Annotated in this window: 18 protein-coding genes; 6 read left to right on the forward strand and 12 right to left on the reverse strand. The window is 65.9% G+C overall.

Translation table 11 applies throughout. The features are described from left to right. Window positions 1-20 precede the first annotated feature (20 nt). The 6 genes from BRAO375_RS35025 to BRAO375_RS35050 all read right to left on the reverse strand — a co-directional run bounded on the left by BRAO375_RS35025 (window position 21) and on the right by BRAO375_RS35050 (window position 6,760). Window positions 21-1,541: a tripartite tricarboxylate transporter permease gene (locus BRAO375_RS35025; RefSeq protein WP_009032155.1), complete on the reverse strand. Its 1,521-nt coding sequence runs from the start codon at window positions 1,539-1,541 to the stop codon at window positions 21-23. Between the two features lie 120 nt (window positions 1,542-1,661). Beyond that, complete coding sequence (locus BRAO375_RS35030; protein ID WP_009032156.1) at window positions 1,662-2,204, reverse strand: tripartite tricarboxylate transporter TctB family protein; 543 nt, start codon at window positions 2,202-2,204, stop codon at window positions 1,662-1,664. A 32-nt stretch (window positions 2,205-2,236) separates the two neighbouring features. After that, entirely contained in the window at window positions 2,237-3,223 is a 987-nt protein-coding gene (locus BRAO375_RS35035; RefSeq protein ID WP_009032157.1) for a tripartite tricarboxylate transporter substrate binding protein, read from the reverse strand. A gap of 132 nt (window positions 3,224-3,355) precedes the next feature. After that, window positions 3,356-4,153, reverse strand: a complete 798-nt coding sequence (locus BRAO375_RS35040; protein WP_009032158.1) for an enoyl-CoA hydratase/isomerase family protein — start codon at window positions 4,151-4,153, stop codon at window positions 3,356-3,358. Continuing rightward, window positions 4,153-5,346, reverse strand: coding sequence for a pyridoxal-phosphate-dependent aminotransferase family protein (locus BRAO375_RS35045; protein WP_035643698.1), 1,194 nt, complete (start codon window positions 5,344-5,346; stop codon window positions 4,153-4,155). The genes BRAO375_RS35040 and BRAO375_RS35045 overlap by 1 nt, the downstream gene beginning before the upstream one ends. Window positions 5,347-5,554: 208 nt before the next feature. Continuing rightward, on the reverse strand, window positions 5,555-6,760 hold the full coding sequence (locus tag BRAO375_RS35050; protein WP_009032160.1) for a pyridoxal-phosphate-dependent aminotransferase family protein: 1,206 nt from the start codon (window positions 6,758-6,760) through the stop codon (window positions 5,555-5,557). Between the two features lie 127 nt (window positions 6,761-6,887). On the opposite strand from BRAO375_RS35050, the gene BRAO375_RS35055 reads away from it, so the two are divergent. The 6 genes from BRAO375_RS35055 to BRAO375_RS35080 all read left to right on the forward strand — a co-directional run bounded on the left by BRAO375_RS35055 (window position 6,888) and on the right by BRAO375_RS35080 (window position 13,808). Next, a complete protein-coding gene (locus tag BRAO375_RS35055; protein WP_009032161.1) occupies window positions 6,888-7,649 on the forward strand; it encodes a GntR family transcriptional regulator in 762 nt (253 codons plus the stop codon). Window positions 7,650-7,771: 122 nt separating this feature from the next. After that, window positions 7,772-10,726 carry an FAD-binding and (Fe-S)-binding domain-containing protein gene (locus BRAO375_RS35060; protein WP_009032162.1) on the forward strand — a complete coding sequence of 985 codons (2,955 nt, stop codon included), beginning with the start codon at window positions 7,772-7,774 and terminating at the stop codon, window positions 10,724-10,726. 166 nt (window positions 10,727-10,892) lie between these two features. After that, window positions 10,893-11,321 (forward strand): GlcG/HbpS family heme-binding protein, encoded by a 429-nt coding sequence (locus tag BRAO375_RS35065; RefSeq protein ID WP_009032163.1) that lies wholly within the window; start codon window positions 10,893-10,895, stop codon window positions 11,319-11,321. Between the two features lie 65 nt (window positions 11,322-11,386). After that, window positions 11,387-12,250 (forward strand): MBL fold metallo-hydrolase, encoded by an 864-nt coding sequence (locus BRAO375_RS35070; RefSeq protein ID WP_009032164.1) that lies wholly within the window; start codon window positions 11,387-11,389, stop codon window positions 12,248-12,250. A gap of 106 nt (window positions 12,251-12,356) precedes the next feature. Continuing rightward, a complete protein-coding gene (locus tag BRAO375_RS35075; protein ID WP_009032165.1) occupies window positions 12,357-13,361 on the forward strand; it encodes an SDR family oxidoreductase in 1,005 nt (334 codons plus the stop codon). Window positions 13,362-13,445: 84 nt separating this feature from the next. After that, on the forward strand, window positions 13,446-13,808 hold the full coding sequence (locus tag BRAO375_RS35080; RefSeq protein WP_009032166.1) for a VOC family protein: 363 nt from the start codon (window positions 13,446-13,448) through the stop codon (window positions 13,806-13,808). A 1-nt stretch (window position 13,809) separates the two neighbouring features. Here BRAO375_RS35080 and BRAO375_RS35085 read toward each other — a convergent pair whose 3' ends face one another. From BRAO375_RS35085 to BRAO375_RS35110, 6 genes are all read right to left on the reverse strand, one after another. Beyond that, window positions 13,810-14,685 (reverse strand): GNAT family N-acetyltransferase, encoded by an 876-nt coding sequence (locus tag BRAO375_RS35085; protein WP_139031542.1) that lies wholly within the window; start codon window positions 14,683-14,685, stop codon window positions 13,810-13,812. Window positions 14,686-15,411: 726 nt separating this feature from the next. Further along, on the reverse strand, window positions 15,412-16,191 hold the full coding sequence (locus tag BRAO375_RS35090; RefSeq protein ID WP_009032168.1) for an enoyl-CoA hydratase/isomerase family protein: 780 nt from the start codon (window positions 16,189-16,191) through the stop codon (window positions 15,412-15,414). Window positions 16,192-16,263: 72 nt separating this feature from the next. Continuing rightward, on the reverse strand, window positions 16,264-17,001 hold the full coding sequence (locus BRAO375_RS35095; RefSeq protein ID WP_009032169.1) for an alpha/beta hydrolase: 738 nt from the start codon (window positions 16,999-17,001) through the stop codon (window positions 16,264-16,266). Beyond that, window positions 17,001-20,426 carry an acyl-[ACP]--phospholipid O-acyltransferase gene (locus BRAO375_RS35100; RefSeq protein ID WP_009032170.1) on the reverse strand — a complete coding sequence of 1,142 codons (3,426 nt, stop codon included), beginning with the start codon at window positions 20,424-20,426 and terminating at the stop codon, window positions 17,001-17,003. Before BRAO375_RS35100 ends, BRAO375_RS35095 begins: the two co-directional genes overlap by 1 nt. A gap of 94 nt (window positions 20,427-20,520) precedes the next feature. After that, entirely contained in the window at window positions 20,521-20,799 is a 279-nt protein-coding gene (locus tag BRAO375_RS35105; protein WP_244423444.1) for a hypothetical protein, read from the reverse strand. 22 nt (window positions 20,800-20,821) lie between these two features. Then, the gene (locus tag BRAO375_RS35110; protein WP_139031543.1) at window positions 20,822-21,088 is read right to left on the reverse strand and encodes a hypothetical protein; all 267 of its coding nucleotides are present in this window, start codon (window positions 21,086-21,088) and stop codon (window positions 20,822-20,824) included. Window positions 21,089-21,152: the final 64 nt, after the last annotated feature.

A 21,152-nucleotide genomic window follows, 5' to 3' on the forward strand; every position in this document is an offset into this window, starting at 1 on the left:
TGTTGGTCCAAGCGGAGCGCCTACGCCTCCACCTTCGCCGCTGGCGGGCTCGACTTCCCGAAGCTCGCCACCAGCCGATCGATCAACGGCCAGAACAACAGCACGATGGCCAGGGTCGTGATCGTGCCGACCAGGCCGTTGGCCCAGAACACCTTCATGTTGCCGCCGGAAATGATCATCGACTGCCGGAACGCATCCTCGGCGCGGCTGCCGAGCACCAGCGCCAGGGTGAACGGCGCCAGCGGAATCTTGATCTTCTTGAAGACGTAGCCGACGACGCCGAAGCCGAGCATCAGCCAGACGTCGAACATCGCGTTCTGGATCGCATAGGCGCCGATCGCGCAGGACACCACGATCATCGGCGCCACCGCCGCGAACGGCACGCGCAGGATCGAGGCGAAGATCGGCACGGTCGAGAGCACCAGCACGAGGCCGACGACGTTGCCGAGATACATCGAGGCGATCAGGCCCCAGACGAAATCCTTGTGCTCGACGAACAGCAGCGGTCCGGGATTGAGGCCCCACACCATCAGGCCGCCAAGCAGGATCGCCGCGGTGCCGGAGCCGGGAATGCCGAGCGCGAGCATCGGCAGCAGCGCGGCGGTGCCCGAGGCGTGCGCCGCCGTCTCAGGCGCGAACACGCCCTCGATGCGGCCCTTGCCAAAGCTGTCCTGGTCCTTGGAGAAGCGCTTGGCGAGGTTGTAGCCCATGAAGGAGGCCGCGATTGCGCCGCCCGGCGTGATGCCAAGCCAGCAGCCGATCACCGAGGAGCGGAACAGCGTCATCCAGTATTTCGGCAGGTCTTTCCAGACCGCGAGCACCGTGCGCAGCGAGATCGACGCGGCATGGCCGCGCAGCGCGAGGCGCTCCTCCATCGTCAGCAGGATCTCGCTGATGCCGAACAGGCCGATGACGGCGACCAGGAAGTTGACGCCGCGCAGCAGATCGGTCGAGCCGAAGGTCATCCGCAGCTGGCCGGACACGGTGTCCATGCCGACGCCCGCGAGCAGCAGGCCGAGCGACATCGCGATGACGGTCTTGTGCTTGTCCTCGCGGCCGAGGCCCACGAACGAGCAGAAGGTGAGCAGGTAGACCGCGAAGAACTCCGGCGGACCGAACTTCAGCGCAAACGACGAGATCCACGGCGCCAGGAACGTGATCAGCAGCACCGCGACCAGCGAGCCGATGAAGGAGGAGGTGAACGCCGCCGTCAGCGCCTCCGCAGCCTTGCCCTGCTGCGCCATCGGATAGCCGTCAAAGGTGGTCGCGACCGACCAGGCCTCGCCAGGGATGTTGAACAGGATCGAGGTGATGGCGCCGCCGAACAGCGCGCCCCAGTAGATGCAGGACAGCATCACGATGGCCGAGGTCGGGTCCATCGAGAAGGTCAGCGGCAGCAGGATCGCGACGCCGTTGGGACCGCCGAGCCCCGGCAGCACGCCGACGAAAACGCCGAGCACCAGCCCGACCATCATCAAGAGCAGCGTCTTCCAGGTCAGGAGGACCGCGAACCCGTGCAGCAGCAGACCCAAGGCTTCCATGATTTCAATCCAACTGTTACCGCGTCATTGCGAGCGCAGCGAAGCAATCCAGAGTCGAATGCGGAGCCCTGGATTGCTTCGTCGCTACGCTCCTCGCAATGACGGGAGAGAGACCGGTGATTAGTACCCGAACGCCGCTTCGAGCGGTCCCTTGGGCATGAGCACGTCGAACACGATATCGAAGGTCACGAACATCACGGCGCTGAACAGGAACGCCGTGAGCAGCGATTTCCAGATCGCGATCTTGCCGACGACGCGCATGAAGCCGGCGATCAAGAGGAAGCTCGCGACGTAGATGCCGAGAAACTGCATCGCGATGCAGAACAGCAGGGTCGGCACGAACACCGCCATGACGCGGCGCAGCTGCGCCCGCGTCACGAAGGTCTCGGCCGCTTCCTTGCGCGACAGGAAGGCGGCGCCGATGCCGTACAGGCTGGCGCCGCCGAGGATCACCGAGAGATAGAACGGGAAGTAGCCGGGCTCCGGACCGGTCGAGTCCCAGGACGCGCCAGTCCGCCAATTGTCCCACGCCAGAACGACGGCCAGCGCCAGCAAGAGCAGCGACACCGCGACGTCGACGGTCCGGTTGGAGGTGACGGACGGAGAATTCTCCTCCGGCGCGGTCGGATCGTCGACGGCGATCTCGAGCTCAGCGTTGGACATCGATCTTCCCTACTCCCCTCGTCTCGTCCGGCCTACTTGGCGACGAAGCCGGCTTCCGTCATCAGCTGCTTGTTGAGCGAGCCGTCCTCTTCGAGGAACTGCAGCATGTCCTTGCCGGTGAGGAAGATCGGCTTCAGCGCCTGCTTCTCCATGTAGTCCTTGTATTCCGGAGTCTGCACCAGCTTGCTGAACAGGTCGACGTAGAACTCCTGCTGCTCCTGGGTCACCTTGCCCGGCAGGAACATGCCGCGCAGCATCAGATACTGCACGTCCAGCCCCTGCTCCTTGCAGGTCGGAATGTCGTTCCAGGACTGCGTCTCCGTCACCTTGGTGGTGTAGGAGATGCGCTCCTTGTCGAACACGCAGAGCGGACGCACCTGGCCGGCGCGCCAGACCTCGAGATTCTCGGAAGGGTTGTTGACGTTGGATTCGGTGTGACCGCCGACCAGCTGGGTCGCGGCTTCGCCACCGGACTTGTAGGGCAGATAGGAGAACTTCGCGCCGGTCTTCTTCTCCATGAAGACAGTGAGCACGTGATCCTCGCGCTTCGAGCCGGTGCCACCCATCTTGAACGGCGAGCTCGAGGCCTTGGCGGCGTCGATGAACTCCTTCACGGTCTTCGGACCGTTGACGTTGTCCCACAGCACGAACTGATCGAGCGCGATCACTGCGATCGGCGACAGCTCACGCCAGTCGAACGGCAGCTTGGCCGACAGCGGCAGCATGTAGATCAGCGAATAGGCAATCAGCACCTTGTTCGGATCGCCGTCGCTGGACTTCATGTACATCAGCGCTTCGGCACCGGACGCACCGCCTTTCAGCGACACGACGACGGGCTGCTTCAGCAGATTGTTCTTCTGGATCGCGGCTTGCATCATCCGCGCCATCTGATCGGATGCACCGCCGGCGCCGGCGGCAACGACGATCTCGACCGGCTTGGTCGGCTCCCAGCCGGCGAAGGCCGGAGCGGTCGCGAAAAGGGCGGCTGTTGTGGCCGCGATCTTGATCAGGTTACGCACGTGTTTTCATCCCCGTTCGAAGCGCCAGCTTGTGTCCTACCAGGATACTGCCGGCTTATTGTGGTCACTTCAAGAACACAAGCGAGATGCGGCCTCATGTCCTCGGCATAAGGTCGCAAGGCCAGCATCGGACTACTTGCCTTTCCAGTTCGGCGTCCGCTTGTTCAGGAACGCGTCCATGCCCTCGCGGAAATCCTCGCTCATATAGGCGCGCAGGATGAGGTCCTCGCCCTCGTCGCGCGACAGCGTGCGACGGATGCGGCGCACCGCCTCCTTGGTCACTTCGAGCGTGATCGGCGCATGCGAGGCGACGAGCCTGGCCGTCTCCAGCGCGCGCGTCTGCAACGTCTCGACGTCGGGCACGATCTCGTTGAGCAGGCCGAGCGCAAGCGCCTCCGGCGCTTCCACCAGCCGCGCCTTGAAGATCAGATCCTTGGTGCGCGCCGGCCCGATCAGCGAGACCACGCGCGAGATGTTCGACATCGACAGGCAATTTCCGAGCGTTCGCGCGATCGGAAAGCCCATGCGTGTGCTCTCGGTGCCGATGCGGATGTCGCAGCAGGCGGCGATGCCGGCGCCGCCGCCGGTGCAGGCGCCCGCGATCGCCGCGATCACCGGGACGCGACACAGCTCGAGCGTGCCGAGCACGCGGTCGATGCGCGCCTCGTAGTCGAGCGCGTCCTGCGCGGTCTTGAAGGCGCGAAACTGGGAGATGTCGGTGCCGGAGGCGAAGGCCTTGTCGCCGGCGCCGGTCAGGATCAGCGCCTTGATCGACCGGTCGGCATTGATGGCCTCGCAGATCGAGGCCATCTGGTCGTACATCGCGAAGGTCATCGCGTTGCGCGCCTGCGGCCGGTTGAAGGTGATCTTGGCGATGCCGTCGTCGACGGCATAGATCAGATCGTCGGAGCCGCTCGCAGGCGCGTTCATCAGGCCACCTTCGGGATCGGCGCGGCCTCGCGCGCCTTGAGGACATCCATCGCCGCGAGCACGCCACCGGCGCGATGCGGCACATTGGCGAGCGCAAGGCCCATCTCGACGCCGGACAGCGTGCCCATCAGCATCAGGTCGTTGAAATGACCGATATGGCCGATGCGGAACACCTTGCCCTTGATCTTGTTCAGGCCGGTGCCGAGCGACATGTCGAAGTTCTCGAGCACGGTCTTGCGGAACGCATCGGCATCATGGCCCTCGGGCATGACGACGCCGGTGAGCGCCGGCGAATGCGCCTGCGCGTCCTGGCACTGGGTGTCGAGGCCCCAGGCCTTGACCGCCGCGCGCGTCGCGAGGCTGTGGCGGCGGTGGCGCGCGAACACGTTCTCGTGGCCCTCCTCCTCCAGCATCTTCAGCGCCTCGTTGAGACCCATCAGGAGATTGCAGGCCGGCGTGTAGGGGAAGGTGCCGAGCTTGTTGAAGGTGATGACCTCCTGCCAGTCCCAGTAGGAGCGCATTCCCGGATTGGACTTGGCGACGGCGAGCGCCTTCTCCGAAACGGCATTGAAGCCGAGGCCTGGCGGCAGCATCAGGCCCTTCTGCGAGCCTGCGACGGAGACGTCGATGCCCCAGGCGTCGTGCTCATACTCCATCGAGCCCAAGCCCGAGATGGTGTCGACCATCAGCAGCGCCGGATGACCGGCGCGGTCGAGCGCCTTGCGCACTTCGAGCGGCGGCGTCAGGCAGCCGGTCGAGGTCTCGTTGTGCACGATGCACACGGCCTTGATCTTGTGCGCCTTGTCATCGACGAGCCGTTGCTCGATCGCAGCGATATCGGCGCCATGGCGCCAGTCGCCCGACACGAAGTCGACGTCGAGCTTGAATTTGTCGGCGATGCCCTTCCACAGCACCGCGAACTGGCCGGTCTCGGCCATCAGCACCTTGTCGCCGGGCGCCAGCGTGTTGACGATCGCAGCTTCCCACGCACCGGTGCCGGACGACGGATAGATGATGACCGGCTGCTTGGTGCGGAAGATCCGCTGGCTGGCCGCCATCACCGCGAAGCCGAGCTCGGCGAACTCCGGACCGCGATGGTCCAGCGTCGGCATGTCCATCGCGCGGAGCACGCGGTCGGGCACGTTGGTCGGCCCCGGAATCTGAAGAAAATGCCGTCCTGTGTGCACAGTCATTGGCGTCCATCCCCGGTCATTTGGTTGGTGCGCGGACGTGGCATCCCACGCGCTCGCCGCGCTTTTCTCCCGCCAGACCGCTGGCGTCAACACAGAAGACGCAAGCACCGATCGCTTCGGGCTGACATCCCTCGGGTGCACACACATCTCCCTTTTCTGTGCAGTGCGGCATGACCGGAACGGCCAAGCCGCTGCACGCGATTTGACCTTATTTCACCACCGCTAGATGCCGTGGCGCATTGCCGGGCAGCGGCTGCTCCAACAGCGCCATCGCGGCATCGACGCCGCCGGCGCGGTGCGGCACGCCGGCCACGCGCAGCCCCATCTCGACACCGCTCAGCGCAGCCATCAGGGTCAGCGCGTTGCACTCGCCGAGATGGCCGATGCGGAACACCTTGCCGGCGACCTTCGACAGCCCCGAGCCGAGCGACATGTTGAAATTGTCGAGCACGACCTGGCGGAACTGATCGGCATCATGGCCGGGCGGCATCAGCACGGCGGTCAGCACCGGGGAATAATCCTTCGGCTCCTGGCACAGCACCTCGAGGCCCCAATGCTCCACTGCCGCCCGCGTCGCGGCCGCGAGCTTCTGGTGGCGCGCGAACACCTGATCGAGCCCCTCCTCGAGCAGCATCGCAATGGCTTCGCGCAGGCCGTAGAGCAGGTTCGTCGCCGGCGTGTAGGGAAAGAAGCCGTTCGCGTTCGGCTTCAGCATGTCCTCCCAATCCCAGAACGAACGCGGCATCTTGTTGGTCCTGGCGACCGCGCGTGCCTTGTCCGAGATGGCGTTGAAGCCGAGCCCCGGCGGCAGCATGAATCCCTTCTGCGAGCAGGACACCGCGACGTCGACCTTCCACTCGTCGAAGCGGAAGTCAGCGGAGGCGAGACCGGAGATGGTATCGACCATCAGCAGCGCCGGATGCCCGGCGCGATCCATCGCGGCCCGCACCTCGGCGATCCGGCTGGTCGCGCCGGTGGAGGTCTCGTTGTGCACGACCATGACGGCCTTGAGCTGATGCGCCGTGTCGGCTGCGAGCTTCTCCTCGATGACGGCGGGATCGATGCCACGGCGCCAGTCTCCCGGGATGAAGTCGACCACGATGCCCCAACGCGCCGCCATCTGCCGCCACAAGGTGGCGAAGTGGCCGGTCTCGACCATCAGCACCTTATCGCCCGAGGACAGCGTGTTGACGATCGCGGCTTCCCAGGCGCCCGTGCCGGACGACGGGTAGATGATCACCGGGCTCTTGGTCTTGAAGATTGCCTGCGAGCCACTGAGCACGGCCTTGCCGAGCTCGGCGAACTCGGCGCTGCGGTGGTCGATGACCGGCATGTCCATCGCCCGCAGCACGCGCTCGGGGACAGGGCTTGGACCCGGAATATGCAGGAAATGACGACCTTGATAACGGGTCACGACAGAGCTCCGGGCGTAGACGGCATTCTGGCACCTATGATTGCATGCAAAATATCGCTCGGCAAGCAATTAACGCATTCATATATGAGGTCGACCCCATCTGTAACACCCGCTACAATGTGACGACATGAGTTCCACGATTCCCGACATCGAGACCCCCTCTGTGGCAGATCCTGGCGGTCGCCCGCCCGCGGCGCGCGACGAGATCTCGTTGCATGACGAGATCCTGGCCCGGTTGCGCGACTACATCGTCGAGGGCCATGTCGCCGATGGCGGCCGGCTATCCGAGCGGCAATTGTGCGAGATGCTCGGTGTGTCGCGCACCCCTCTGCGCGAGGCACTGAAGGTCCTGGCCGCCGAGGGTCTGGTCGAACTGCTGCCCAATCGCGGCGCCCGCGTCCGCCCGCTGAGCGCGGCCGACATCCGCGAATTGTTCGACTTGATGGGTGGCCTCGAAGGCCTCGCCGGCCGCCTGGCCTGCGAGAAGATCTCGGATGAAGACATCGAAAAAATCGAGCAATATCATCACGACATGTACGGCTTTTACATGCGGCAAGACATGCAGGGCTATTTCCGCATGAACCAGCTCATCCACCGCGCGATCGTCGATGCCGCCGCCAACGCCACGCTTCACGCCACATATGAGAGCCTTGCGGGACGCATTCGCCGGGTGCGTTTCTCGGCCAACTTCGCCCGCAAGCGGGAGCGCTGGAGCGAGGCCATGCGCGAGCATGAGCTGATCCTCGACGCGCTGCGCCGCCGCGCCGGCAGCGAGCTGTCCGACATCCTGTTTCAGCATCTGCGCAACAAGGGCGCCGCGGCGATCGCCTACTTTGCTGAAGGCGTAGATGGCGCTCCAACCGGCGTCGCCGCAAAGCCGGCAGGATAGACTAAGGTCGAGTTCGATCTCCTCAAATTGCATGCAATCCGGTTGACGCTCTTCCACAAATGATTGACACCGGGCCCAGGCCCGTGGAACTGCGACACGACCAGGGCCGACCAGGGATCACCATGCCGAACGCCAAAGCCGGTCCGTCCAGGCTCGAACAGAAGCTCCGTGCCGAGATCACCGGCGAGGTGTTCTTCGACCGGTTCAATCGCGGCCGCTACGCCACCGATGCCTCGTTCTACCAGGTCATCCCGGCCGGCGTCGTCGTGCCGCGCACCATGGACGAGGCGTTGCGGACACTGGCCATCGCCCGCGACGACGGCCGCATCGTCACACCGCGCGGCGGCGGCACCTCGCAATGCGGCCAGACCGTCAACGAAGGCATCGTCGTCGACGTCTCCAAGCACCTGAACCGCATCGTCTCGCTCGACGTCGAGGGTCGCACCTGCGTGGTCGAGCCGGGCATCGTGCTGGACGATCTCAACCGGCAGCTGAAAAAGCACGGCCTGTGGTTTCCGGTCGACGTCTCCACGGCGTCGCGTGCCACGATCGGCGGCATGGCCGGCAACAATTCCTGCGGCGGCCGCTCGCTGCGCTACGGCACGATGCGCGACAACACCATCGCCATCGATGCGGCGCTGGCCGACGGCACGCAGGCCCGCTTCAGCGAGGTGCCGCGCGATGTCAGCGATGTGAGTGCGCCGGAGAAGGCGCGCGCGCTGTTCCGCGACATGCTGGCGCTCGGCGAGCGCGAGGCCGCGGAGATCGCCGACAAGTTTCCAAAAGTGCAGCGGCGGGTCGGCGGCTACAATCTCGACGCGCTGACGCCGCGCAATGCCGCCAACAATCTCGCGCACCTGCTGGTCGGCTCCGAGGGGACGCTCGCCTTCTCGACACGGATCGAGCTGAAGCTGTGGCCCTTGATCCGCACCAAGGTGCTCGGTGTCTGCCATTTCGGCAGCTTCTACGAGGCAATGGACGCGGCCCAGCATCTGGTCAAGCTGAAGCCGATCGCGGTCGAGCTGGTCGACCGCACCATGATCGGCCTGGGACGCGACATCGCGATGTTCCAGCCGGTGATTGCGGCGGCCGTGCGCGGCGATCCCGAAGCCATTCTCGTGGTGGAGTTCGCCGAGGAGACGAAGGACGACAACCTCGCCAAGCTGAAGCAGCTCGGCGAGCTGATGGGCGATCTCGGCTTCGCCTGGCGCAACGAGATCAGAAAATGGGGCGGCGTCGTCGAGATCATCGAGCCCGCCCTGCAAGCCGCCGTCGCCGACTTCCGCGCTGCCGGCCTCAACGTGATGATGTCGATGAAGGAAGCCGGCAAGCCGGTGTCCTTCGTCGAGGATTGCGCCGTGCCGCTGCCGCATCTCGCCGACTACACGGCACGGCTCAACGACGTGTTCGCCAAGCACGGCACGCGCGGCACGATGTATGCGCATGCCTCCGAAGGCTGCCTGCACGTCCGCCCGGTGCTGAATTTGAAGCTGGAGAAGGACGTCAAGGCGATGCGCGCCATCGCCGAGGAAGCCTTCGCCATGGTGCGCGACTATAAGGGCTCGCATTCCGGCGAGCATGGCGACGGCATCGTGCGCTCCGAATTCCACGCGCAGATGTTCGGTGAGCGGATCGTTGCCGACTTCAAGGAGGTGAAGCAGCGCTTCGACCCAGACAACGTGCTCAATCCCGGTCGCATCGTCGATCCGCCGAAAATGGATGACCGCACGCTGTTCCGCTATCCGCCGGACTATCGCATCGACGATATCAAGACCGTGCTCGACTGGTCGGCCTATCCCGGCGCCGCCGGCGGCTTCCAGGGCGCGGTCGAGATGTGCAACAACAACGGCGCCTGCCGCAAGCTCGACGGCGGCGTGATGTGCCCGTCCTATCGCGCGACCCGCGACGAGAAGGATGTCACGCGCGGCCGCGCCAATACGCTGCGGCTTGCGATCTCCGGCCAACTCGGTCCCGGCGCGCTATCGTCCGACGAGATGATGGAGACGCTGAAGCTGTGCGTGTCCTGCAAGGCCTGCCGTCGCGAGTGCCCGACGGGCGTCGATATGGCCAAGATGAAGATCGAGGTGCTGGCGGCGCGGGCGACGACGCATGGGCTGACATTGCGCGACCGGCTCGTGGCCTATCTGCCGCGCTACGCGGATCTGGCCGCCCGCTTCGCACCATTGGTCAACCTACGTAATCACAGCGCGCCGTTGCGCGCGTTGATGGAGCGCATCGCCGGCATCAGCGCCAAGCGCCAGCTGCCCGCATTCCGCAGCGACACCTTCCGTGTCGACTCCGAGGCTTTTGGCCCCGAGAACGGCCGCGAGGTCGTGCTGTTCGGCGACACCTTCAACCGGGTCTATGAGCGCGAGAATCTCGACGCCGCACTGCGTGTTCTCATCGCCGGCGGCTATCGTGTCTACGTTCCCAAGCCGGCCGATGGCGGCCGTGCGCTGTGCTGCGGCCGGACTTTTCTCTCAGCGGGCCTCGTCGACGAAGCCAAGTCCGAACTGCAGCGGCTGGTCGACACCTACGCGCCGTTTGCGTCGCGCGGCGTGCCGATCGTCGGCCTGGAGCCGAGCTGCCTCTTGACGCTGCGCGACGAGTTGCTGTCGCTGCGCAACGACGCCACCGCGAAGACGATCAGCGCGCATGCCCTGCTGCTGGAGGAATTCCTGGCGCGCGAGGCCGAGAGCGGCCGGCTTGCTTTGCCGCTCGGCCCGCTGCCCGGCAAGGCCTTGTTGCATGGCCATTGCCACCAGAAGTCCTTCGCCGCGTTCAAGCCTGTGGAGCAGGTGCTGCGGCTGATCCCCGAACTCGAGGTCGAGCCCATCGAGTCGTCCTGCTGCGGCATGGCCGGCGCGTTCGGCTACGGCGCGGAGACCTACGGGGTTTCGCTGCAGATGGCTGAGGCCTCCTTGCTGCCAGCCGTGCGCAAGGCGGACGCTTCGACCTTCATCGTCGCCGACGGCACCTCCTGCCGCCACCAGATCCATGACGGCGCCGCCCGCGGTGCCGTTCACGCCGCGCAGCTCCTGGCGATGAGCCTGGAGCGGGCGCAGCCGCGCGCGTAGTTCATGCGCAGGCAGCCGCGGAGCGCGACCTCAATGTTCGTCATTGCGAGGAGCGAAGCAACGAAGCAATCCAGGGTGTCTTGCTCAGCCCCTGGATTGCTTCGCTTCGCTCGCAATGACGGCCGATAGAGCCGACCTTTCATTCCAGATCACAAAGGACACCAACATGGCCGACCTCACGCTCGACACCGCCCGCAAGATCCTCGACGCCACCCTCGCCAAGGGCGTCGAGAAGAAGCTCAAGCCGCTCGCCGTGATGGTGCTCGATGCCCGCGGCTGCCTGAAGGCGGCCGCGGCGCAGGACGGCACCAGCCTGATGCGGGCCGAGGTCGCGCATGGCAAGGCCTATGGCGCGCTCGCGCTCGGCCTCGGCTCCCGCGCGCTGTTCCAGCGCGCCCAGGAGCAGGCCTATTTCATCGACGCCGTGAACACGCTGGCGCAGGGCCGCATGGTGCCGGTGCCCGGCGGCGTGCTGATCATGGACGGCACCACCCTGCTCGGCGCCGTCGGCGTTTCCGGCGACACCTCCGACAATGACGAGATCTGCGCCATCGCCGGCATCGAGGCCGCCGGCCTCAAGGCGAATGCGGGCTGAGCGCGCGCTTAGCAACCTTTCGATCCTTTGCGGCTTCCCTTGGTGAGCTCACCCAAGGAGGCCGCATGACTCAGATTCCGCTGCCGGCATCGGCGCTGGCCGAGAACCACGAGGCCGACGCTGCGCGGGATGACGGCGTGCGCGAGATCGCGCCCGATGTCGCCTACCGGCAGCTCGCGATCGTCAATGTCGTGTTCTACGGCCAGCCCAATGCCGGCGACGGCAGCTGGGTGCTTATCGATGCCGGCGTGTTTGGCTCAGGCCCCGCGATCCGTCACGCCGCGCAGGCGCGGTTCGGCGACACCGGCCGCCCCGCCTGCATCGTCCTCACCCACGGCCATTTCGATCATGTCGGCGTGCTCGAAGCCCTGAGCGGCGAGTGGAACGTGCCGGTCTATGCACACCCGCTGGAACACCCCTACCTGAACGGCACCCGCTCCTACCCGCCGCCCGATCCCAATGTCGGAGGCGGCATGCTGGCCAGGCTGTCCCCGCTGTTCCCGACCAGCCCGGTCGATATCGGCGCGCATCTGCGCGATCTGCCGCCGGATCACTCGGTGCCATTCATGCCGGAGTTTGGCTGGATCCACACGCCGGGCCACGCCCCCGGCCATGTCTCGCTCTGGCGGGAGCGCGACCGCCTGCTGATCGCCGGCGATGCCATCGTCACGACGGCGCAGGAATCGGTCTATGCCTCGCTCACGCAGGCCCCCGAGATGCATGGGCCGCCGATGTACTTCACGCCCGATTGGACGGCAGCGCGCGACTCCGTCCGCGCCATCGACGCGCTGTCGCCCGAGATCGTGATATCCGGCCACGGGGCGGCGATGCGCGGCCAGGAGATGAAGCAGGCGCTGGCCGAGCTGGCGCAGGATTTCGACAGCGTGGCCTTTCCCGAGGACAAGCGGCACGGCATGCCACCAAGCTGATCCCGGCGCAGCAGCTTACCAAGGGTTCATCGGCCCGGGCTACCGGTGCCCGAAACATTGCAGGCCGCAGCACGTTTGTACGACGGGGCGGATGGAGAAAACGCACATGCCTCGCAAACGAGCCCGCACCATCATCATCACCGGCGCCTCGGCCGGCGTCGGCCGCGCCATCGCCAAGCGCTTCGGCGAATCTGGCGACCGTGTCGGCCTGATCGCCCGCGACGAGGGGGCGCTGCGCGACGTCGCGCGCGAGCTGCAGGGCCGCTTTGCGCATGCGGAGTACGAAGCGGTCGACGTCGCCGATGCGCAGGCGCTGTTCGACGCCGCGGAACGGCTCGAGCAGCGGCTGGGCGCGGTCGACATCTGGATCAACGACGCGATGGAGACGGTGTTCTCGACCGTCGCCGATATCACGCCCGAGGAATTCCGCCGGGTCACCGAGGTCACCTATCTCGGTTTCGTGCACGGCACCATGGCGGCGCTGCGCTCGATGCGCCGGCGCGGCGAGGGTCGCATCATCCAGATCGGCTCGGCGCTCGCCTATCGCGGCATTCCCTTGCAGGCGGCCTATTGTGGCGCCAAGCACGCGATCCGCGGCTTCACCGACTCGCTGCGCGCCGAGCTGATGCACGAGCGCTCGCGCATCACGCTGTGCATGGTCGACCTGCCGGCCGTGAACACGCCGCAATTCGACTGGGCCCGAGCACATCTCGCCCACACGCCGCGGCCGATGGGACGACCGGTCGAGCCGGAGGTGATCGCCGACGCGGTCTATCGCATCGCCGATGGCGGCTTCCGCGAATATTGGATCGGCTGGCCGACGCTGCTCACCATCCTCGGCAACGCCGTCGCACCGGCGGTGCTCGACCATTACCTTGCGGCAAAGGCGGTCGCGGGGCAGCAGACCGATGTGCCGCTGGTGCCCGACCGCACCGACAATCTGGATCATCCCGTGACGCGTCTGCACCGGACGCGCGGCTCCTTCAGCCAGGGCGCGGCCCAGCAGGCGATGCTCGTGCCCGGCGATGTCGCCCGCGCCGCGACGGTCGCCATCGGAGCGGCGATCTTCTTCGCGCTGGGGGCGACGATGAGCCGGCGGCGGTGGCGCTAGGCCCGCCGCAATGCCGCCCTTGCGCGGCCGCGGCCAGATGCGCTTCTCTGTTCCCCGGCTTGCATTCCGGTCCGGAGCGCCCCCATGACCATCGAGAGCATCAGCGCCATCACCATCGCCACCCACGACATGGCCCGCGCAGTCGCGTTCTATCGCGCGCTTGGCTTCGACGATATCCCGTATGGCGGGGCGGAGTCGCCGTTCACGACCTTCCGCACCGGCGCGGGCTTTCTCAACCTGATTGCCATGCCCCAGGACAAGCAATGGAGCTGGTGGGGCCGCATCATCTTCCATGTCTCGGATGTCGACGCCGTCTACGCCAAGGCGCTGGCCGCCGGCTTCTCGCCCTCGACCACGCCGCGCGATGCCGAATGGGGCGAGCGTTTTTTCCACCTCACCGATCCCGACGGCCACGAATTGAGCTTCGCGCGGCCGCTTCGGCGCTGAGCTAACCGAGCTCGAACGTCGTAATGCCGAACACCCGCTCGATCCGCAGCGGCGGGATCGGTCCGGTGTACATGCGCGCGGTCTCGAAGACCGGCTTCAGCCCGAGACTCTCAGCGAGCGCCACCGCCTCCGGGTTGATCGAGGGCACATCGAGGAACACCTCGGAGGCGCCGATCTCGCTCAGCAGCGCCCCGACGACGGCCTCGGCGTCAGCCCGGCTTTGCGCGACCAGCGGAGCGATCTTGTAGCCGGTGCGGCACGGCCGGATCACGCCCCAGGCAGCAAGCCTGCCGTCACGAATGACAGCGCGACCGACATGGTCCGGGGCTTCGATCCACGCCCGCAGGAACGCGCGGCGCGGCGCCGGAAACACAGCCGCATCGGACACCTCGATGTCGGCTAGCGGCACATCTGTCAGCGTGACGACATCTGATCGCGCTTCTGCCGACCGCACCGCGGGCACTGTCCCTCCATAGCGGACATTGGCATAGGCATAGCTGAAGCTGGATCGACGGTAGTTGTCCTGCTGCGCCACCACGCCGTCGAGCCCGACAATCCGCGCCCCTGCATGCGCCATCGCCGCCTGCCAGAGCCGCAGGCCATAGCCGTGCCCGCGCTGGTCAGGCCGCACGATGTAGAAGCCGAGAAAGGCGAAGCTGTCATCATAGTTCACGCAGGACACGGTCGCCACCGGCACGCCGTCGCGTTCGGCCAACAGAAAGCCCTGGGGATCGACCACGGCGAAGCAGGCCGCATCCGACATGCCGGGATTCCAGCCCTCGGCTGCCGCCCACTCGACGGCAAGCGGTATCTCGTCAGCGCGCATCGGCCGGATGACGACACCCCCGCTTTCAGTTGGGTCAACACGTAAGACCATCATATCATCGTAGCTTCACGCCCTACAGTCTGCAGCAGGAAATACTGGCTCTTCGAGACTTTGCCCGTCGGGTTACTATGTCGCACCCCACGAGCCGTTGCGTTGTCGGGCAAATCAGCTGCACATTTCTCGACGTCACGGCCCACGAGAGGGGCGCCTCGCGATCGTCACGAGCGTTGGACCGTTGATGCGATGGCCGCCGCGGCATCAGGCGCGTTTGCGCAAGACGACTGGTGACGTGGCGGACGGTGAAATCGTGCGGTCCTGACATCCCGACGCTGATGTCAACTCGCGACGAGGCTCTGCTTCGCGTGGGGATGGTGGCCAGAAAGCCGGCGCACCAGGGAGATCACGTATAAGCCGTAAGCCCGTCGCGCAGGGAAGGCCGGAAGTTGCGGCCAAACCTGTGGTGACTGCCGCCTGCTTTTCTTCCTGCAGGCGGGCCATGGGGGCGGCGAGCTCCCGGCCTTCCCTGCGCCCTCTTGTTTGAGAGGGCGGATGTCGGAACAACAACTCGGGCGCGACGCGCCGCGAGATCGCGGATGTATGTACTCTGTCGTTTGACCTAGAGCGACGATGTTGGGAATGCTCGAACATCTCCACCGGCGTCATTCCGGGACGCGCCTGAAAGGCGCGGGCCCGGAATCCATAACCACCATCGGGCATATGGATTCCGGGCTCGCGCTGCGCGCGCCCCGGAATGACGCCGAAACCTTAGGCGGGAGACTACCTCCCCGGCCACACCGGCTTGCGCTTCTCGGCGAACGCCTTCAGGCCTTCCTTGGCGTCCTCGGTCATCGCCAGCAGCGCGATCTGGCTTTCGAGATAGGCGATGGACTCGTCGAACGACATCGAGGCGATGGCACGCATCGCATATTTGCCGCGGCGGATGGCCGTCGGCGACTTGTCGACGATGCGGCCGATCAGCCAATCGATCTTGGCGTCGAGCTCGGCGGCCGAAACAACATGATTGAGCAGGCCTGCGGCTTGGGCCGCCTTGGCGTCGAACGGCTCGCCGGTCAAGGCCCATTCGTTGACGAGCCGCGGCGGCGCGATGCTCTGCAAAAGGCTCAGCACCTGCATCGGAAACACGCCGACCTTCACCTCCGGCAGGCCGAAGATGACATGATCGGCCGCGACCGCCATGTCGGTCATGCAAAGAAGACCCATGCCGCCGGCCATGCAGACGCCGCCGACGCGCGCAATCGCAGGCTTGGTGGCATTCTGCGACAACCTGAGCAGATCGGCGTAGTCGACATTGGGCCGCGAGAAATCCATCGCAAATGCAGCCCCGGAATTCTGCAGATCGGCACCGGCGCAGAACGCCTTGTCCCCTGCCCCGGTCAGCACGATGACGCGCACCTCGGGATCGTCATGCGCCTGACGATAGCCGCGCGAAATCCCCCCTATCACGTCGCCGTTGAGCGCGTTGCGCTTCTCGGGGCGATTGATGGTGATCCAGAGGGCCTGCCCGCGCTTGTCGAGAATCACGCTGTCGTCGGTCATCGCCTTGCCTGTCGCTTGCTGTCTGATGCGAGATTGTCGCGGGATAGCCGCGAGGGGCAAGGAAAACTTGCGTCAGGAGGCCGCGCGGCGGCCCATCTCGGCGATGACGCCACGCAGCAGCGGACGCGCCGGCAAGAACTGACCGTCGCGGAGAAAGGCGATGGTCTGCCGGAACGAGGTCGGATGCACCAAGAGGCCCATATGCGAGGCCTTCACCGTCGTCGAGTCGGTCATCTCGACCAGCTTGCAGCTTTCGACGGAAACGCGGCCGTCGTTGGGCCACGGCAGCACGAACAACGCCGCGATCGGATCAAGGAAACGGTTTCCGGCGATCACACCGATCTCGTAGTCGGGCGGCGGCAGCGAAGCGAGTGTGACGTCCTTGGTCGTCACCAGTTGCAGGCCCGCGGGTCCGAAATACGCCCGGTAAAGGCCGACATTCTGCAGCCGATCGGCGAGCTCACTGCCGCCATTGGGCGTGCCGAGCATGACGACGCGGCCAAGCCGCTGAGGCCGATGGCGGGCGATCGTGACGCGCGCCAGCAGCCCACCCATCGAATGGGTCACGAAGTGAATCGGCCCGTCGATGCCGGCGGCAAAACCGGCGATGGCCGGATGGATGTCCTCGGCCAGCTGTTCCAGCGGCTTCTTTCGGCTCTCATAGTCCAGGTTCAGCGTGGCGAAACCCGCACGCTGCAGCCGCTTTTCCAGCGGTCGCAGCATCAGTGAGCGGCCGGCGATGCCATGCAGCAGGACGACCCCCGCATCGCGGGGGCCATTCTGTTGGCGACGTCGGCGCAGCGATGCCATCACGCCACTTCCCGCTCCTCCGCCTCGCGCTCCGGGGCGGAGGCGTTGGCGGACTCCTCAGCCAGCGCCTTGGCGCCGACATAGTCGGTCTTGCCGGAGCCGAGCAGCGGGATCTTGTCGACCACCATCACGACCGCCGGCACCGCAAGCTCGGGCGCGCCTTGCCCCTTGGCCTGGCGCTGCATGGCGGCGCGTTCGGCATCCTTCTGCGTCGTGATCAGCACGATGCGCTCGCCCTTGCGCTGGTCGGGGATCGACACCGCGACCGAGGCTGCCTGCGGCCACAAGGTCGCGGCGATCTGCTCGACCACCGTCAGCGACACCATCTCACCGGCAATCTTGGCAAAGCGCTTGGCGCGGCCCTTGATGGTGATGAAGCCCTGCGTGTCGATTGTGACGATGTCGCCGGTGTCGTGCCAGCCTTCGGGCAGCGCTTCGAGCACGCCGGGATTTTCCGCCCTGACATAGCCGAGCATGACGTTGGGACCGCGGACGGAGAGCCGGCCGCCCTCCTCGATGCCGGGCACCTTGTCGAGCCGGTACTCCATCAGCGGCGACAGCCGGCCGACGGTGCCGACGCGATTGGCCATGGGCGTATTCATCGCCAGCACCGGCGCGGTCTCGGTGACGCCATAGCCTTCGAGCACACGGATGCCGTAGCGCTCCATGTAGACCTGCCGTGTGCGGTCCTTGACTGGCTCGGCGCCGGCGATGACCAGCCGCAGGGTACGGAAATCATAGGCATGGGCCGAGCGGGCGTACCCCGTCAGGAACGTGTCGGTGCCGAACAGAATGGTGGCGCCGGTCTGATAGATCAATTCCGGCACGATCCGGTAATGCAGCGGCGACGGATACATGTAGATCGGAATGCCCGCCAACATGGGCATCATCATGCCACCGGTAAGGCCAAAGGAGTGGAAAACCGGCAGGACGTTGAACACGAGATCGTTAGCGTTGGCGTCGACCCGCGCCAGCGCCTGCGCCGAGTTTGCCAGGATGTTGCGGTGGGACAGCACGACGCCCTTGGGCGTTCCTTCCGAGCCCGAGGTGAACAGGATCACGGCCGGGTGATCGGCGTTGCGGGCCACACGGGGCCGGGTGCCGTCGAGGATGCCCTTGAGCTTGTCGGCGGCACTGACCGAGGCCTTGACGTCCTCCAGATAAACGAGACGGGCCTGGCCCTCGATCGCGGCAATGAGCTTGTCGAGCTTGCCCTTCTCGATGAAGGCCCGCGAGGTCAGCACCGTCGTGACCTGCGCCGCCTTCATTGCCGCCAGCACGTTCACGGGGCCAGCGGAGAAGTTCAGCATCGCCGGCACCCGGCCGATCGACTGCAGGGCCATGAACACGACGGCGACGCCAGCCGAGTTCGGCAGCAGCACGCCGATGTTCTCGCCGACCATCGTGCCATGCTCGAGCTTGCGGCTGAGCACCTGCGCGCCAAGTATCAACTTGCGATAGGTCAGCTTGGTGCCGAGCGGATCCTGGATCATCACTTGGCCGGTGTCGTGGTCGCGATGGGCATGGGCCAGCGCCTCGAACAGCGTGCGGTCGAGCATCGCGTTCTTCACCATGGCCTCGATCATCACGTCCTGCAGCGCGGCACCGGCCGCATTGCGCCGGGTCTTGCCCTTCAGTGCCGCATCGATGGTGAGCTTCACCGGTGGCAGAATCGTCACCGTCACCTTCGGAAACCAGGAGCGCTTGGTCTGGCCGTCCTTGAGATAGCTGAGATGCGAGCGCTGCGCGCCTTCGATACGCACCGGAACGACGACGGCATCGGCCTTGTCGGCGATCATCGCGGTGCCGTCATAGACCTTCATCAGCGAGCCTGACACCGTGATGCGGCCTTCCGGGAAGATCACCACCGGTTCCTGGCTCGCGACCAGCTTGATCAGGTCGCGGGCGCCGAGCGGCTTGGTGGGATCGATCGTGATGTGGCGGACCAGCTTCAGGAAGATCTTCGCCCACCAGGCCTGGGAGATGCCGGTGTCGACGGCGAAGGTCGCATCGATCGGCAGCACCGCGTGCAGCAGCGGGCCGTCGATCAGGCTGACATGGTTCGGCGCGATCAGCATGCGGGTGCCGGCCGGAGGCAGGTTTTCCAGGCCGCGCACCTCGGTGCGGAACAGAGCGCGGAACAGCATCGCGCCGAAATCGCGCACGCCTTCCCGGCCCCATTTGTTGAGCACGAACCAGACCGAGCCGAAGCAGGCCACCGCGAGGCCGAACATGATCCAGGCGATCGAAACGTCGAGCGCCTGCAGGATCGCCACGATCGCCGTTCCGCCGACCATGAAGGCGGCCTGCAGCACGTTGCCCGCGGCAATGATCCGCGCGCGCTCGGCGGGCTCCGACCAGGCCTGCACGGCGGCAAAGGCCGGCACCACGAACAGGCCGCCGCCGAAGGCGAACAGCGCGAAATCGATCAGCATGCGCAGGCCTGCCCACGAGCCGATGAAGGCGAGCGGCGTCACGTCCTTGGCGGTCCCGGTCGTTCCGATCGCCCAGGCGAGATCGAGGCCGAGCAAACCCATCACGATCGCGCCCATCGGGACCAAGGCGAGGTTCGGGCGGACATGGCTCAGATGGGCGGCGAACAGCGACCCGGCGGCGATGCCGATCGCAAAGATCGCAAGGCACAGGGTGACGACTCCCTCGGTGCCGCCGACCACGTCCTTGATCAGGGCCGGCAGCAGCGACATCACCACGGCGCCGACCGTCCAGAACCAGGACACGATGACCGAGCCGTCCCACAGCCGCGGCGTCGCACGCAGCAGCTTCAGCAGATGGAAGGTCGAGGTCCACGGATTGCGCGTGATCGGCAGATCCGGCGCGGACGGCGTCGTGTGCGGAATGCGCGCCGCTGCTGCCCAGGAGATCAGCGCAAGGCCGATGACGGCGCACGACACCCAGCCCATGTGCGATGAGCCCGAGACCAGCTGGCCGCCGGCAATGGTGCCGATCAGAATTGCCATGAAGGTCGCGCCCTCGACCAGCGCGTTGCCGGTTGCGAGCTCGCCCACCGTGAGCTGGTCGGGCAGCATCGCGTATTTGACCGGGCCGAACAGCGCCGCGATGACGCCGAACAGGCCGAGGGCCACGAACAACAGCGGGACCGAATGCAGGAAGAAGCCCAGCGCGGCGAAGCCTGCGGCCAAGATCTCGGCGAACTTCAGCTTCCGCGCGACGATGCCCTTGGTGTAGCGATCGGCGAGCTCACCACCGAGCCCAGACAGGATGAAGAACGGGAAGATGAACACCCCGAGGGCGACGGTGACGAGCGTCGCACCATGGTCGACGATGCCGCCGTAGAGCAGCATGATGACGAGCGCATTCTTCAAGACGTTGTCGTTCAACGCCGAGGAGAACTGCGCCCAGAACAGCGGGGCAAAGCGGCGCGACGACATCAACTGCTTGATCATGGTCGTTTCCTGGTGTGCTGCGGCCGGACCGCAGGGATCGCGAGAGTGTTGAAGTTCGGTGCTGAAATTGAAATCTGCGCCGCCGCGCGTCCCTTCATGCGCGGCGACCAACCGGGCTCTGTCGCCGCCCCCGCGCGAGATTTCGCGAGAGCAGGCTCATCGTTTCGGCCAGCGTGAACGACGACCACACCAGCGCCACGAGCCCTGCTCCGCTTCCCCCGCGCAGCGGCCAGTCGAGCGGCAGCGCAACGATGCCGCAGCCGACCAGCGCAAAAGCTAGCGCGAAGGTGATGTGCAAAAAGCTTATCCGGAGCGAGGGCAGTTGCACCGAGGACATGGGACGTGAGGACATGGTGACCGCTTCGTTGCGCATGAGCCGGAGATTTGAGACGTGGTCAGCTCAGCTCGCTCAGATAACGAAAGCAGCCGAACACACCGCCACGGCGCGGCCGGCGCCCTTCGCGTCGAGCGACGCGAAACAACCTCTGAGCGGCATGCGCGCGCAGTCGGCGGGCGTCCAGCAGACCGGCGACATCGCAGGCATTGGCGATGCGCTCGACGCGCGCGGCCAACGGCTGCGACACCGCTCGTGCCAGACCGTCCAGGAATGCACGGAACTCAGGAGCGAAAGGACGCGTACCGTGGAGACTGAGAGCCGACATGGCAATCTTCCCTGATAATTTGAGCAACGCTCAAATCTCTATCGCAAAAATGAGCGACGCTCAA

The organism is Bradyrhizobium sp. ORS 375, from assembly GCF_000239775.1.
Taxonomy (GTDB): domain Bacteria; phylum Pseudomonadota; class Alphaproteobacteria; order Rhizobiales; family Xanthobacteraceae; genus Bradyrhizobium.

Coding starts and splice junctions, on each gene's coding strand:
- BRAO375_RS35090 (WP_009032168.1), bottom strand. CDS start 16,191: ATGACCGACGACAGCGTGATTCTCGACAAGCGCGGGCAGGCCCTCTGG.
- BRAO375_RS35100 (WP_009032170.1), bottom strand. CDS start 20,426: ATGATCAAGCAGTTGATGTCGTCGCGCCGCTTTGCCCCGCTGTTCTGG.
- BRAO375_RS35040 (WP_009032158.1), bottom strand. CDS start 4,153: ATGAACGCGCCTGCGAGCGGCTCCGACGATCTGATCTATGCCGTCGAC.
- BRAO375_RS35075 (WP_009032165.1), top strand. CDS start 12,357: ATGCCTCGCAAACGAGCCCGCACCATCATCATCACCGGCGCCTCGGCC.
- BRAO375_RS35025 (WP_009032155.1), bottom strand. CDS start 1,541: ATGGAAGCCTTGGGTCTGCTGCTGCACGGGTTCGCGGTCCTCCTGACC.
- BRAO375_RS35085 (WP_139031542.1), bottom strand. CDS start 14,685: ATGGTCTTACGTGTTGACCCAACTGAAAGCGGGGGTGTCGTCATCCGG.
- BRAO375_RS35065 (WP_009032163.1), top strand. CDS start 10,893: ATGGCCGACCTCACGCTCGACACCGCCCGCAAGATCCTCGACGCCACC.
- BRAO375_RS35060 (WP_009032162.1), top strand. CDS start 7,772: ATGCCGAACGCCAAAGCCGGTCCGTCCAGGCTCGAACAGAAGCTCCGT.
- BRAO375_RS35095 (WP_009032169.1), bottom strand. CDS start 17,001: ATGGCATCGCTGCGCCGACGTCGCCAACAGAATGGCCCCCGCGATGCG.
- BRAO375_RS35105 (WP_244423444.1), bottom strand. CDS start 20,799: ATGCGCAACGAAGCGGTCACCATGTCCTCACGTCCCATGTCCTCGGTG.
- BRAO375_RS35110 (WP_139031543.1), bottom strand. CDS start 21,088: ATGTCGGCTCTCAGTCTCCACGGTACGCGTCCTTTCGCTCCTGAGTTC.
- BRAO375_RS35055 (WP_009032161.1), top strand. CDS start 6,888: ATGAGTTCCACGATTCCCGACATCGAGACCCCCTCTGTGGCAGATCCT.
- BRAO375_RS35080 (WP_009032166.1), top strand. CDS start 13,446: ATGACCATCGAGAGCATCAGCGCCATCACCATCGCCACCCACGACATG.
- BRAO375_RS35070 (WP_009032164.1), top strand. CDS start 11,387: ATGACTCAGATTCCGCTGCCGGCATCGGCGCTGGCCGAGAACCACGAG.
- BRAO375_RS35030 (WP_009032156.1), bottom strand. CDS start 2,204: ATGTCCAACGCTGAGCTCGAGATCGCCGTCGACGATCCGACCGCGCCG.
- BRAO375_RS35045 (WP_035643698.1), bottom strand. CDS start 5,346: ATGACTGTGCACACAGGACGGCATTTTCTTCAGATTCCGGGGCCGACC.